Source organism: Mesorhizobium sp. M0894 (genome assembly GCF_040319725.1).
Taxonomy (GTDB): Bacteria; Pseudomonadota; Alphaproteobacteria; order Rhizobiales; family Rhizobiaceae; genus Mesorhizobium.
Genome location: NZ_JAMYOG010000020.1, coordinates 54,714 through 68,456, shown reverse-complemented (window position 1 = coordinate 68,456; position 13,743 = coordinate 54,714). Strand labels below are relative to the sequence as shown.

Here is a 13,743-nt window from a genome sequence, read left to right as displayed (position 1 = left end):
GAATGCCGGTTGCCGGAGCGGAATTTCTTGTGAACAGGGGCTTTCGTCGGAACGCCTGTACGGGTCCTGAGAGCCTGCTTAGCGGAGAGATTAGAGAAATGGCAAAAGTAATCGGTATCGATCTGGGAACAACCAACTCCTGTGTCGCCATCATGGACGGCAAGGAATCCAAGGTCATCGAGAATGCGGAAGGCGCGCGCACGACCCCTTCGATCGTCGCCATCAACAGCGACGGCGAGCGCCTCGTCGGCCAGCCGGCCAAGCGCCAGGCGGTCACCAATCCTGAAAACACCATTTTCGCGGTCAAGCGCCTGATCGGCCGCCGCTATGACGATCCGGTGACGGAGAAGGACAAGAAGCTTGTCCCCTACAAGATCGTCAAGGGCGACAATGGCGATGCCTGGGTCGAGGCCGGCGGCAAGAACCAGTCGCCCAGCCAGATCTCGGCGATGATCCTGCAGAAGATGAAGGAAACGGCGGAAGCCTATCTCGGCGAAAAGGTCGAGAAGGCGGTCATTACCGTTCCGGCCTATTTCAACGACGCCCAGCGCCAAGCCACCAAGGATGCAGGCAAGATCGCCGGCTTGGAAGTGCTGCGCATCATCAACGAGCCGACGGCGGCAGCACTTGCCTATGGCTTGGACAAGAAGGAAGGCAAGACGATTGCCGTCTATGACCTTGGCGGCGGCACGTTCGACATTTCGGTGCTCGAAATCGGCGACGGCGTGTTCGAAGTGAAGTCGACCAATGGCGACACCTTCCTCGGCGGCGAGGATTTCGACATGCGTTTGGTCGAATATCTGGCGGCCGAGTTCAAGAAGGAACAGGGTATCGACCTGCGGAACGACAAGCTCGCCCTGCAGCGCCTCAAGGAAGCGGCTGAAAAGGCCAAGATCGAGCTGTCGTCCACCACGCAGACCGAGATCAACCTGCCCTTCATCACCGCCGATGCCAGCGGCCCCAAGCACCTGACGCTAAAGCTGACGCGTGCGAAGTTCGAGAGCCTTGTCGAAGATCTCGTCCAGCGCACCATCGAGCCCTGCAAGGCGGCGCTCAAGGATGCCGGCCTCAAGGCCGCTGAGATCGACGAGGTCGTTCTGGTCGGCGGCATGACCCGTATGCCCAAGATACAGGAGATCGTGAAGCAGTTCTTCGGCAAGGAACCGCACAAGGGCGTCAACCCGGATGAGGTCGTCGCACTTGGCGCTGCCATCCAGGCCGGCGTGCTGCAGGGCGACGTCAAGGACGTGCTGTTGCTCGACGTGACGCCGCTGTCGCTCGGCATCGAGACGCTGGGCGGCGTATTCACGCGGCTGATCGAGCGCAACACGACGATTCCGACGAAGAAGAGCCAGGTGTTCTCGACGGCTGAGGATTCGCAGTCGGCGGTGACCATCCGCGTCTTCCAGGGTGAGCGTGAAATGGCCGCCGACAACAAGGCGCTCGGCCAGTTCGACCTGGTCGGCATCCCGCCTGCGCCGCGTGGCGTGCCGCAGATCGAGGTCACGTTCGACATCGACGCGAACGGCATCGTCAACGTTTCGGCCAAGGACAAGGGCACCGGCAAGGAGCACCAGATCCGCATCCAGGCGTCTGGCGGCCTTTCGGACGCTGACATCGAGAAGATGGTCAAGGATGCCGAGGCCAATGCCGAAGTCGACAAGAAACGTCGCGCACTGGTCGAGGCCCGCAACCAGGCCGAGGCTCTGGTGCATTCCTCGGAGAAGTCGCTGAAGGACTATGGCGATAAGGTCTCGGAGACCGACCGCACGGCGATTGCCGATGCGATCGCGGCGTTGAAGACCGCTGCCGAAGGCGATGATGTGACCGAGATCGAGGCCAAGACGCAGACGCTCGCCGAAGTCTCGATGAAGCTCGGCCAGGCGATGTACGAGGCTTCGCAGAAGGAAGCCGCCGAGGCCGACGCCAAGGCTGATGCCGCCAAGGACAGCGATGTGGTCGATGCCGATTTCGAGGAAATCGACGAAGACGACGAGAAGAAGAAGTCGGCCTGAACCGCCTGACGGTACAGGTAAGCAAAAAGCCCGGCGCACAGCCGGGCTTTTTTGCAACCCTTTGCCGGAAAAACGCCGAGCTACCCGAAAAAATGCGGACAAAGCCTCGTAGACACTGGCATCCCGGCTCCATCACACCTAAATCGGAACAGCGTGCCGGCAAACGACGCAACGATACTTCAAGACGTTGACTATCCGGACTGCGGGAAAACATGAAAGCTGATTTTTACGAAACGCTGGGCGTGCAAAAAGGCGCCGACGAGAAGGAGCTCAAGAGCGCTTTCCGCAAGCTGGCCATGCAGTTCCATCCCGACCGCAACCCAGGCGACCATGCCTGCGAGCACAAATTCAAGGAAATCAACGAAGCCTACGAAACGCTGAAGGACCCGCAGAAGCGCGCCGCCTACGATCGCTTCGGCCACGCCGCCTTCGAGCACGGCGGCATGAATGGCGGGGCGCAAGGCTTTGGCGCCGGCGGCTTCGCCGACATTTTCGAGGACATTTTCGGCGACATGATGGGCGGGCGCCAGCGTCGCTCGTCCGGCGGTCGCGAGCGCGGCGCCGACCTGCGCTATAATATGGAAATCACGCTGGAAGAGGCATTTTCCGGCAAGACCGCGCAGATCCGCGTGCCGGCATCGATCTCCTGCTCGGAATGCTCGGGCAGCGGCGCCAAGCCCGGCACCCAGCCCGTCACCTGCTCGATGTGCAACGGCCACGGCAAGGTGCGCGCCACGCAAGGGTTCTTCTCGATCGAGCGCACCTGCCCGCAATGCCAGGGGCGCGGCCAGACCATCAAGGATCCATGTCCGAAATGCGCCGGCCAGGGCCGCGTCACCGAGGAGCGCTCGCTGTCGGTCAACATCCCTGCCGGGATCGAGGACGGCACCCGCATCCGGCTTGCCAATGAGGGCGAGGCAGGCCTGCGCGGCGGCCCATCGGGCGATCTCTACATCTTCCTCGCAGTCAAGCCGCACGAGTTCTTCCAGCGCGACGGCGCCGATCTTTATTGCAAGGTGCCGATCTCGATGACGACGGCAGCACTTGGCGGCTCGTTCGAGGTGACGACATTGGACGGCACCCAGACGAAGGTGAAGGTGCCGGAAGGCACCCAGAACGGCCGCCAGTTCCGCCTCAAGGGCAAGGGCATGCCGGTGCTGCGCCAGCCCAATATCGGCGACCTCTACATCCAGACCGTGGTCGAGACGCCGCAGAACCTTTCGCGCCGCCAGCGCGAATTGCTGGAGGAATTCGAGCAGCTTTCCTCAAAGGACAATTCGCCCCAGTCGAGCGGATTTTTCGCCCGCATGAAGGACTTTTTCGAAACGTTCGGCGAGCATTGAAGCTGATCCCTGGAAACGCTTCCCGAGCGTCATCAACACCTTATCCGGGGATTCGCCTTGTCTTGCACCTCGTAGCTGCTAAGTAGCATGCGAGGGAGCGTTGAGGAGGACTTTCGATGACGCGTAGTCCCGGACTGCGAAAGACGCTGGCGGAAAAGTTCGACGACGAACTGAAGTTCTTCAAGGGCTGGATCGACAAGCCGAAGGCGGTCGGTTCGATCGTCCCGACCAGTTCCATCACCGCGCGCAAGATGGCCTCGATCGTCAATCCGAAATCCGGCCTGCCGGTGCTCGAGGTCGGGCCTGGCACAGGCGTCATCACGCGCGCCATCCTCGCTCAGGGCATAAAGCCTGAAAATCTCTACGCGGTCGAATATTCCACTGATTTCGTGCGCCATCTGCGCCAGCTTTATCCAGGCGTCAACGTCATCGAGGGCGACGCCTTCAATCTCGACGCGACGCTCGGTGACAAGCGCGATCTGGTCTTCGATTCGGTGATATCGGGCGTGCCGCTGCTCAACTTCCCGGTCGCCCAGCGCATCGCCTATGTCGAGAGCCTGCTCGACCGCATCCCGGCGGGCCGGCCGATCGTGCAGCTGACTTACGGGCCGCTGTCGCCGATCCCGCCGGGCCGCGGCGACTATACGGTCGAGCATTTCCATTTCGTCATCCGCAACATTCCGCCGACGCAGCTTTGGATCTACCGACGCGGGGCCGCCTGAATTGCAGCGTTGGGTTTGAATAGCACTTGTCTTATACCCATCGGGTGACAAGGCAGACCCCATGGCTATGATCCCGAAAATTCTCGTCGTCGCCGGTTCGGTGCGCAGCGGCGCCTATAGCGCCAGGACCGCCGACGTTGCGCAGAAGGAACTTGCCATGCAGGGCGCGGAGGTGACCCGCATCTCGCTCGCCGACTATCCGTTGCCGATCCTCGACCAGGATCTGGAAAAGGAAGAAGGCATTCCCGAAAACGCCGTCAAGCTCGGCCGGATGATCGCCGCCCATGACGGGCTGCTGATCGCGACGCCCGAATATAACGGCTCCATTCCACCGCTGCTCAAGAACACCATCGACTGGGTAAGCCAGCTGCGCAAGGATGGCGGCCGGACGTTCAGGCCGCTTGCCGGCAAGGTTGCCGGCCTCTGCTCGTCTTCCAACGGACCCTTCGGCGGGATACGCTGCATCAACCATCTGCGCGCCGTTCTGGTGCGCTGCCGGATGGAGGTGGTGACACCGGAATGCTCGGTGCCGGAGGGCGGCAACGCCTTCGACGACGAGGGCAACTTCAGGGACGAGAGACTACGCCAATCGATGGAGCACCTATGCCGAACGCTGATCGAAACCTCGCGCATGCTGTCGACGCGGATCGAGGCATGATCCCGGACGCCGCGCATGCCGACACGATGCAGGAAAGGCTGATCGTCGGCCTCGACCTGCCGACGCTGAAGGAAGCCGAGAAAGCGGTGCGCGAGCTCGACGGGATCGTCTCCTTCTACAAGATCGGTTACCAGCTCGCCTTTGCCGGCGGGCTCGACTTCGCCCGCGAGCTGGCCAGCGGCGGCACCAGGATCTTTCTCGACATGAAGCTGCTCGACATCGATAACACGGTGGCCAAGGGGGTCGACAACATCGTCAGGATGGGCATGAGCATGCTGACCATCCATGCCTATCCGAAGACGATGAAGGCGGCGGTCGAGGCTGCGAAGGGCAGCGACCTTTGCCTGCTCGGGGTCACCGTGCTGACCTCGATGGACGAGCAGGACGTGATCGACGCCGGCTATGAATATGATCCGCATACGCTGGTGCTGAGGCGCTCCGAGCAGGCGCTACATGCCGGCATGGGCGGCATCGTCTGCTCGGCCGAGGAAGCGGAGGCGGTGCGCCGCATCGTCGGCCCCGACCTGGCCGTCGTGACGCCGGGGATCCGGCCCACGGGCAGCGACCATGGCGACCAGAAGCGGGTGGTGACGCCGGCGCAGGCGATCCGCAACGGCTCCAGCCACCTCGTGGTCGGCCGGCCGATCGTCGGCGCGGCCGACCGGCGGGCGGCAGCTGAAGCCATCCTCGATGAAATGCGCTCGGCATAAGGACCAAAAACCAGGAGAAACCGATGCCCAAGGGATACTGGATCGCTCGCGTCGACGTGCGCGATGCGGAAGGCTACAAGGACTATGTCGCAGCCGCCAAGCTGGCCTTCGACCGCTTCGGCGCCAAGTTCCTGGCGCGCGGCGGCGCGCATGAGAAGGCCGAGGGGCCGGGCCGCGACCGCAATGTGATCATCGAGTTTCCGTCGCTTGCGGCGGCGCATGACTGCTACCACTCGCCCGAATACCAGCGCGCGGTCGCGATCCGCCAGAAGGTGGCTGATGGTGAAATCGTGCTGGTCGAGGGGATTTAGGCGCGAAGTCGGTTCATCGCGGTCTCGGCCATCGCATTGGCGAGGCTCAGGCCCCATTGCTGGCGACAGTAATCGCGGAAATCGAAGCAGGGCAGGCCGGGGCAGACCTCGAACTCGATGAGGTGCACGCTGTCGTCGGCTTCGACCCGGAAGTCGATGGAAAACACATCCCGCAGGCCAAGCCCGACCATCAGGCTTTCGGCGATGCGACGAATTCTTGCATCGGCTCGAGGCTGGCTGGCGCCAACGGGAAGCAGCAACGGCTCAGCGTAATTTCCCGCGGCTTTCGCCGCTACACCGGTATCGCCGTAAAGCGCCAGGCTGTCCTGCATGGTCTGGAAATCGCTGCCCGAATCGACAAGGGCGATGCCGATCGCCTCGGCGCCGGTATCCGGCTTCAATCCGAGAAAACTGGCGCGCGCGTTGCGGCCGGCGACATAGGGCTGGACCACGACATCGTCGCGATAGGCGGCGAAGACGCGCCGGCTAAGCTCCAGCGCGTGGCCGAGATCGTGGCAGCGCGAATCCGGCCAGATGCCGATCTTGGCGCCGAGCCGGTTCGGCTTGACGAACCAGCCGGCGGGCGAGTCCGGCGGCGCGACCAGCCAGGCTCCGTCACGGGCAAGGCCCGCCCGCGGCACCGGCAAGCCAAGCGCGCCGAGCACGGCGCCGGAACGGAACTTATCCTGACAGAGCGCAAAAAGCGCATCGTCGGCGCCGATCGCCTTCAGGCCGTTCAGCCGTGCCAGAGCTGGTGCCGCGCCGCCGCGGAAATAGGCGATGCCGTCGGTCAGTGTCCAGACGAGCGTGGTCTTCGGGTCCTCGCCGGCGAGAACGCTTGCGGCGTCGTCGAGTGTCACCGGCGCAAACGACAAGCCGCGCTTCTGGCAAGCGGCGGCAAGTGCGTCGAATTCAGCAGCGATGTCGGTCGATTGCGCCAGATAGGAGGCGATTTCGACGGCACGCTCCGGCACGTGGTTATCGGCGACCAGCCGATCGAAGCAGGCCTTTTCCGGCTCGTAGACAAGGATCAGCTTCGGCTTGCGGCTTGACATGGGTGGAACGGCTCCTGGCAGCACGATTGCCTACCATCGCACGGGGAACGCATTCGGCTTGCGCGGAACCGACGTTGATCGGACGCCTGCACGACAGCAAGCGCACCATCTTCTTGTTTGACCATGATCTTTTCCGAACCAAAGGTTCGGGACCATGGTCTAGCCAATCAGCACGCGCGGCTCGAAGCGACCATTGACTGGAATGTCGAGCATAAACGTCATGCCGGCTTGGGGGTCGAGCAGGCGCTGCTTCTCGCTCTTGCCGGACCAGGCGGAGGTGACCGCGATCCGGTCGGCATTCCTGCCGACAAAAGCCGGACAGGACGGCTGCGTCGCCGGCATCGCCACCGAACGGACAAGCTTGCCGTCGGGTCCATAGGCTTCGACGACGCTGCCGCCCCAGCAAGCGTTCCACAATATGCCGTCGCGGTCGAGCACCGAACCATCGATATAGCCCTTGGCCGAACGGTGATCGACGAAGACCTTCGGTTCGCCAACCGGCAGGCCGGTCGCAGGATCGCAGCCGACGCGCATCAACAGCCCGGTGCTGGTGTCGGTATAATGGGCGATGGTCCCATCTTCGGAAAAGCAGATCGAATTGGGCACCGTGAGATCCGCATAGAGCCGGCGCAGCTCGCCCTTGAAGAACCAGTAGATAGAACCGGCGGCCTTCTCCTCGCCCTTACCCATGGTGCCGACCCAGAGGGCGCCGCAAGGGTGAACGCGGGAATCGTTCGAGCGGGTGACCGTATTATCGGCCTCGATCGGCGTGTGCAGCGTCAGCTTGCCGGTCGCGACATCGCGGACATGCAGGCCGGTCTCGGTGGCGATCAGCTGGCGTTGGTCGTCGACGATGGCGATGGCGCTGGCCATCTGACCGAGCTCGTGGATTTTGACCGCACCGCCGGACAAGCGCTGTTCCAGGAGCTGGCCGTTGACGATGTCGAACCAATAGAGCGTGTCCGTGGCAGGGTCATAGCTTGGCCCCTCGCCGAGTTGGCAGACATGGTCGGAAAAAACCGAAACAATGGTCTCGCTCATCATGCCGCTCCAAACGCCGCGTCCCAGGCCACGACCGCAGCCTTCGCCCGTGCTGCCACTTCGTCGATGCTCATGCCCGGCTTGAACAGGCTGGAGCCAAGACCGAAGACGGTGACGCCGGCCGCTTTGTAGCCGGCAAAGTCCTTGTCCGAAACGCCGCCGACGGCGCCGACCAGCACACTGGCTGGCAGCACCGCGCGCATCGCCGAAATGCCCGCCGCGCCAAGCACGCTCGCCGGGAAGAATTTCAATGCCGAGGCGCCGAGCCGGATTGCTTGAAATGCCTCGGTCGGCGTGAACACGCCGGGCATCGTCACCATGCCGTACTGCATGGCACGGCCCATGACCTCGGCATCGATATTGGGGCTGACCAGCAGCCGCCCGCCGGCCTTGTGCAGACCGTCGACATCGGCGGCGGTGAGCACCGTGCCGGCGCCGACCAGCGCCGTCGGAGGAAGCGCTTCGACAATACTGGCGATGGAAACAAAAGGCTCGGGCGAGTTGAGCGGCACCTCGATTGCTTCGATGCCGGCGCCGAAGATCGCCTGGCCGATCGCCACCGCCTCGCTTGGCTTGAGGCCACGCAGGATCGCGACCAGACCCCGCTTGAGCTTTGGAAAAGGTGCGGTTTCGGTCATGCGGCAACTCCATTTTTGGCGATCATGCCATTTTCGCGCGCGGCTTCGGCAAGGCCGGCACGCACCGCCTCATCGGCGTCGACCGCCCTGAAAGCGAGCCCGGCAAGGCCGAGCGCCTCGGCATAGAGCCTGCCGAGTGCGCCCGATGCGATCAGCACGACGGGCACGGCGCTTGCCCCATAGCGGCTATTTGCCGAAGCGATCTCGCCGCCGATCAGCAGGCCGGACAGAGAGGCTGCGGCATCTTCGGGCTTCAGGTCCTGCAACAGGCTGGCGGCGCGGATCGAGAACAGTCTTGAAACGATGTCACCGCCCTCGGCCAACGCCTTCAGGCACCAGTCCCGGAAAAACGGACTTTCGGCGGCAACCGGCTGCGGCGGCTCGCCCAGCGAATGGCGCAGGATCGAGTGCGCAGCCAGCACCGAAAACAGCTCGCCGGTCGGCCAGGTGCCGAAGCCGGCAATGGAACCGTCCTCGACCAGCACCCATTTCGAATGGGTGCCGGGCATGCAGACGAGGTGGCGTCCCTGTGCCGGCAAACCGGCGCCGGCAAGCTGCGTTTCCTCGCCGCGCATGACGTCAGGTGCATCGGCAAGGCGTTGGGCAAGGCCGGGCACGATGCGGATGTCGCGGCGCTGGCCGGGGATGCGGGCAGCGCCGGCGAGGATAGCGCCGATCGGCGCCGGCACGCTGACATAGGGCGCCTCCAGCCAGCCCTGACGCGAACCGGCCATCCCGCAAATGATGACCGGCAGCGCCTCGGGGGCACCCATGGCAGCCAGATGCCCTTCGAGAACGGACGAAAATCCTTTAGCCTGGGCGGTGATCAGCCCGTCATCGCCGCGCCGCTCGGCGAGAACCTTGCCGGCGCCGTCGAGCAGCCACACCCTCATCCGGGTGGTGCCCCAGTCGACGGCCGCGACAGAAGGGGCCTTGCTCGATGAGATCACAGGAACCCCCCGTCGACGATCAGCATCTGCGCGGTCAGCATGCGTGAAGCATCCGACGCCAGGAACAGCACGGTGCCGACAACGTCTTCCGGCTGCATCACCTCTTTGATGCACTGCTTGGCGACGTGGGCGGCGAGCGCCTGTTCGGTGACCCAGAGCTTTCTCTGTCGCTCGGTGATCACCCAGCCGGGCGCGATTGCGTTGACGCGAATGCCGTCGACGCCGAGCTTGCCGGCAAGACCCTTGGTGAGGCCGACGATGCCGGCCTTGGCGGCGGTATAGGCCGGCATATCGGGATGGTTGATGAGAAACGAGGTCGAGGTGAAATTGATGATCGAGCCGCCACCGGCCCGCTTCATGCCCGGCGCCACCGCCTGTGCGCTGAAGAAATGCGGGCGCAGGTTGATGGCATGATTGTTGTCCCAGAACTCGACCGTGACGTCTTCGACGGCATGACGGTCATCCTGCGCGGCATTGTTGACCAGCACGGTCACGTCGCCATGCGCCTCGGCGGCTTTGGCAACTGATAACCGCAATGCCTCGATATCGCGTATATCGGTCTTGAGATAGAGCGGCCGCCGGCCGAGCTCCTTGTCTAACCGATCGGCCAGCGCCAGGCTCGGACGGTCGGCGATATCGATAAAGGCGACCTTTGCCCCCTGGCGGATAAATCCCTCGGTCAAGGCGGCTCCAATGCCGGAGCCGCCACCGGTGATCAGCACCGAAGCGCCTTCGAGGTCGGCAAAGCGTGCCGATGGCATCATGAATTCTCTCCCGGTCCAACGATCTCGGTCTGACCGGCGCGCATCCTATCCAGCCATGTCGGGCGGGCAAGGGCGAAAGAGTGGATAGTCGGGACTTATGTCCGACAAAAGGCCGCACGCGCCCCCGATCGATCAGCCGCCCAGCCGGACGTGGTACAATTCGACGGCGGCTCCGCTGGTCCTGGCAACCGGCTCAAGCCATTCCGGTACGCTGCCGCGCATCAACCCGGCGAGAAAACCTGCCGGCGCCTTGGCGGCGAGGAGCTTGCTTTCGGGGCTGCCGGGGCACAATGCGACGAGGCCGACGTGATGATCCGCCAGGATTGTCCTGGCATCGGCATCGGACCCAAGGAAGGCATCGAGCGCCAGCAGGTTGCCGGCGACGTTGCGATGATAAGGCCCGGCGAAGACGCGGTGTCCGGAATAGGCCAGGATCGGCGATCCGAGATTGGAAATTGCCAGCACCGTGGTGCCGGGCAGGCGGCCAAGCGCCGCAAAGGAGGCCATGCGCTGGCAAGCGACATCGGCGCCGTCGCCATTATCGGCGGCGGTATTGCTGTCCTCGAAGGCGACCGAGGTCGCCGCGGCAGCCCCAGTCCAGACGGCATTCACCGAAACCAGCCAGACGGCGGCCATGCGCAGCGCCACGCCGCGCGACGGGCTGGCCTCGGCCCGTTGACGCCATTTGGCAATCCAGGCAGCAAGCGGGATGACGGCGAAGGCGATCGAGAATGTCGAACCGCGCACCTGCCAGGCACTGACGATGAAGGCCACGACAAGCAGCGTGCCGACAAGGCTGTCCTGCCGCCGCCAGCCGCCACGGCCAAGGCGAAGCGCCATCAGCACGAGCGCGATGAGCGGCGTAGCATAGCGCGCCACCACCCCGGCCGGATCTTCAGCGAGAAGCTTGAACAGCGATTGCGCCTCGTCGATGTGATCAAGCCATAGCTCCTTGAGGCGCGGATCGAGGTTGGCATAGGGCGCTGCCAGGCATTGCGGGAACAAAAAGACGACGACTGCGGCCAATATCAGGGCAAGCAGGCCAAGCGAGGCGATGCGCCGTTGGCGCGTGCGGCCAGCGGGCTCGACCGACGCTATCGCCGCAAGGCCGGTTCCGGCAATCGCTGCGACGACGAACTGCACGGTCGAGAAGGCGTCGCATTGCGCCTGACCCCAGGCGGACGGTGCGATGGTGGCGACAAAGACGAGAGCGGACACGCCGGCAAAGCCGAGGCCGAAATCCCTGGCAATCGGCCTCTCGCCATCGGCGTCGAGGGCAAACAGCGTGGCGACAGAGGCGCCGATGGTGGCGACATAAGGCGCGGTTTCCATGCCGACGGCCAGCATCAATCCGGCGCACAGGCCGGAGAGTAGTGCCGCCGGCCTGCGCAACGGCGCTTCAAGCAGAAGGCTCAGGCTGGCCATGCTCAGCATCAGCTGGACATTGTGGTGATCGAGCGCGCCAGGCGAAAAAATGCCGAGGAAGTGCAGTGCGGCGGCGCCGACGGCGACAGCGGGCAGCACGGCGCCGTCACCAGCAAAGCTGCGCGCGGTGCGAGCGGTGAAAAACACGGTCAGGCAAAAGAGCAGCGCCGGCCACAGCACTTGCGCAAAATTCTCGGCAAAGACCGTGCTCCCGGTCAGGGCCGACACGGCCGTGATGGCGGCGATCGGCGCATCGACCAGCCGCGACCAGTGCATGACGAAGCCGCCTTCCAGGCCCATCCTGTACTGGTGCAGATCGAACCAGCTTTGGCCGGCCAGCATGTCGCGAACTTCGACAAGGCGCAGCAGATTGTCGTTGTCGCCGCCGGCATTGGTCAGTTCCGGGAAACCGGCAAAGGCATTGACGGCAAGCGCCAGCAGCGTGGCAAGCAGCGCCAGCGCGATATCGGACCTCCAAATGGAGGCGCCATCGTCGGCTGTGCTCATATCAGGACCTTTGGAAGGAATACGGGGCGGTTTAAACCTAGCCTTAACAGCTTCAATAAATAGTAAAGCCGCCCCGAGCGAGGCCGGCGTTTGAGCGGTCAGGGACCTCACAGGGCATCCGGAGACGAAAATGCCACAAGAAGTGCGCCATGAGCCGAGCATCGCCGTGCTCCTGCCTTGCTACAATGAGGAGCTGACGATCGGCGAAGTGGTGCGGCGCTTTCGCGAGACGCTGCCTGCCGCCGCGATATATGTCTACGACAACAATTCGCGCGATCTGACGGCGCTCCGAGCCCGCGCCGCCGGCGCCATCGTGGTGCGCGAGCCGCGCCAGGGCAAAGGCAATGTCGTGCGCCGCATGTTCGCCGACATCGAGGCCGACATCTATCTGATGGCCGACGGCGACGGCACCTATGCGCCGGAGGACGCGCCGCAACTGATCAACACGCTGCTGACCGAGCGCTCCGACATGGTGGTGGGCACCAGGCGCGGCGTCGCCGACGATGCCGGCAGGACTGGCCATGCCTTCGGCAACCGCATCTTCAACAGCCTCTACAAGCGGCTGTTCGGCTCGGACTTTACCGATATCTTCTCGGGGTACCGCGCCTTCACCAGGCGCTTCGTCAAGAGCTTTCCCGCCGTTTCCGGCGGTTTCGAGATCGAGACCGAAATGTCGGTGCACGCCTCGCAGCTCAAATTGCCGGTGAGCGAGATCGGGCTCGACTATGGCCGCCGGCCGGAAGGCTCCTCGTCGAAGCTGTCGACCTTTCGCGACGGCGCGAAGATCCTGTGGATGTTCGCCATGCTGATGAAGGAGACACAGCCGCTGCGTTTCTTCGGCGCTTTTTCGGTGTTCTTCCTGGCATCGAGCCTGTTCCTGATGGCGCCGGTGCTGATCGAGTTCGCCGAAACCGGGCTTGTGCCGCGCATGCCGACCTGGGTGCTGTCGGTCGGGCTGCTGCTGCTGTCGATGCTGGCGGCGGTGACCGGGGTAATCCTCGATTCGGTGTCGCGCGGCCGGGCCGAGCAGAAGCGCATCTTCTATCTGTCGATGCCTTCCGGTCGCGTCGAACGTGACCGTGCAAGCGCCCTCGCGACTTTGAAGGCCGGACCGGGCAAGACCCCGCGCGCGGCCTAGAGCCTGAATGGGACGCCTCGCCCGCTTCATTTTCGCCGGCGGCGTCGGCTTCGTCGCCGATGCGGCGGCGCTTTGGCTGGTGCTGACGATAGCGCCGCTCGGACCATTCGCGGCTCGCATCATTTCGATCGGTTTTGCCCTGTCCGTCACCTGGTTGATCAACCGCCATCTGACGTTTTCGCCTTCCAGCCGCGGCATCGCGCAAGAGGGCGCACGCTATGGCGGCGTCGGCATTGCCACCAGCGTCGTCAATTATCTCGTCTATTGCGCCATCCTGTTCGCGCTGCCGACGGTGTCGCCGCTCATCGCCCTTGCGGTCGCCTCGCTGATTGCCATGGCGCTGTCCTTCCTCGGCTATTCCAAGCTGGTCTTCGATCGCTGACGGCACATCGCATTGGGATCTGCGCCAAACGAAGCGCAGCCTCATCATGACCTTGGCCGATTGGCAGAAGCCGCCGATTTCCTT

General features: G+C 63.8%; 14 protein-coding genes. 8 read left to right on the top strand and 6 right to left on the bottom strand.

Translation table 11 applies throughout. The annotated features are described in order from the left end of the window. Positions 1-98: 98 nt before the first annotated feature. The 6 genes from dnaK (at position 99) to NKH91_RS27630 (ending at position 5,759) form a co-directional block, all read left to right on the top strand. Positions 99-2,015: a molecular chaperone DnaK gene (gene dnaK / locus NKH91_RS27655; protein ID WP_023718912.1), complete on the top strand. Its 1,917-nt coding sequence runs from the start codon at positions 99-101 to the stop codon at positions 2,013-2,015. A 212-nt stretch (positions 2,016-2,227) separates the two neighbouring features. After that, positions 2,228-3,358 (top strand): molecular chaperone DnaJ, encoded by a 1,131-nt coding sequence (gene dnaJ, locus NKH91_RS27650; protein WP_023679852.1) that lies wholly within the window; start codon positions 2,228-2,230, stop codon positions 3,356-3,358. A gap of 116 nt (positions 3,359-3,474) precedes the next feature. Then, positions 3,475-4,080, top strand: coding sequence for a phospholipid N-methyltransferase PmtA (pmtA, locus tag NKH91_RS27645; RefSeq protein ID WP_352481404.1), 606 nt, complete (start codon positions 3,475-3,477; stop codon positions 4,078-4,080). A 61-nt stretch (positions 4,081-4,141) separates the two neighbouring features. Next, entirely contained in the window at positions 4,142-4,738 is a 597-nt protein-coding gene (locus NKH91_RS27640; protein ID WP_352885415.1) for an NADPH-dependent FMN reductase, read from the top strand. After that, on the top strand, positions 4,735-5,448 hold the full coding sequence (pyrF, locus tag NKH91_RS27635; protein ID WP_023718909.1) for an orotidine-5'-phosphate decarboxylase: 714 nt from the start codon (positions 4,735-4,737) through the stop codon (positions 5,446-5,448). The genes NKH91_RS27640 and pyrF overlap by 4 nt, the downstream gene beginning before the upstream one ends. Positions 5,449-5,471: 23 nt before the next feature. Continuing rightward, entirely contained in the window at positions 5,472-5,759 is a 288-nt protein-coding gene (locus tag NKH91_RS27630; protein ID WP_023718908.1) for a DUF1330 domain-containing protein, read from the top strand. On the opposite strand, the gene NKH91_RS27625 is transcribed toward NKH91_RS27630, so the two are convergent. From NKH91_RS27625 to NKH91_RS27600, 6 genes are all read right to left on the bottom strand, one after another. Beyond that, the gene (locus NKH91_RS27625; protein WP_352593290.1) at positions 5,756-6,814 is read right to left on the bottom strand and encodes a D-alanine--D-alanine ligase family protein; all 1,059 of its coding nucleotides are present in this window, start codon (positions 6,812-6,814) and stop codon (positions 5,756-5,758) included. The two genes, NKH91_RS27630 and NKH91_RS27625, sit on opposite strands and share 4 nt — an antisense overlap. Before the next feature lie 159 nt (positions 6,815-6,973). Continuing rightward, positions 6,974-7,855, bottom strand: coding sequence for an SMP-30/gluconolactonase/LRE family protein (locus tag NKH91_RS27620; RefSeq protein ID WP_352481401.1), 882 nt, complete (start codon positions 7,853-7,855; stop codon positions 6,974-6,976). Next, positions 7,855-8,493: a 2-dehydro-3-deoxy-6-phosphogalactonate aldolase gene (locus NKH91_RS27615; protein ID WP_023718905.1), complete on the bottom strand. Its 639-nt coding sequence runs from the start codon at positions 8,491-8,493 to the stop codon at positions 7,855-7,857. Before NKH91_RS27615 ends, NKH91_RS27620 begins: the two co-directional genes overlap by 1 nt. Next, positions 8,490-9,440 (bottom strand): 2-dehydro-3-deoxygalactonokinase, encoded by a 951-nt coding sequence (locus NKH91_RS27610; RefSeq protein ID WP_031193988.1) that lies wholly within the window; start codon positions 9,438-9,440, stop codon positions 8,490-8,492. Before NKH91_RS27610 ends, NKH91_RS27615 begins: the two co-directional genes overlap by 4 nt. Next, complete coding sequence (locus NKH91_RS27605; RefSeq protein ID WP_352848319.1) at positions 9,440-10,207, bottom strand: SDR family NAD(P)-dependent oxidoreductase; 768 nt, start codon at positions 10,205-10,207, stop codon at positions 9,440-9,442. Before NKH91_RS27605 ends, NKH91_RS27610 begins: the two co-directional genes overlap by 1 nt. Before the next feature lie 132 nt (positions 10,208-10,339). Continuing rightward, complete coding sequence (locus NKH91_RS27600) at positions 10,340-12,139, bottom strand: GtrA family protein (protein WP_352848317.1); 1,800 nt, start codon at positions 12,137-12,139, stop codon at positions 10,340-10,342. 130 nt (positions 12,140-12,269) lie between these two features. Between NKH91_RS27600 and NKH91_RS27595 the strand changes: the two genes are divergently transcribed. Together NKH91_RS27595 and NKH91_RS27590 are read left to right on the top strand one after the other, a co-directional pair. Beyond that, positions 12,270-13,277 (top strand): glycosyltransferase, encoded by a 1,008-nt coding sequence (locus NKH91_RS27595; protein ID WP_352848314.1) that lies wholly within the window; start codon positions 12,270-12,272, stop codon positions 13,275-13,277. Positions 13,278-13,284: 7 nt separating this feature from the next. Next, positions 13,285-13,659: a GtrA family protein gene (locus NKH91_RS27590; protein WP_352640351.1), complete on the top strand. Its 375-nt coding sequence runs from the start codon at positions 13,285-13,287 to the stop codon at positions 13,657-13,659. Positions 13,660-13,743 lie beyond the last annotated feature (84 nt).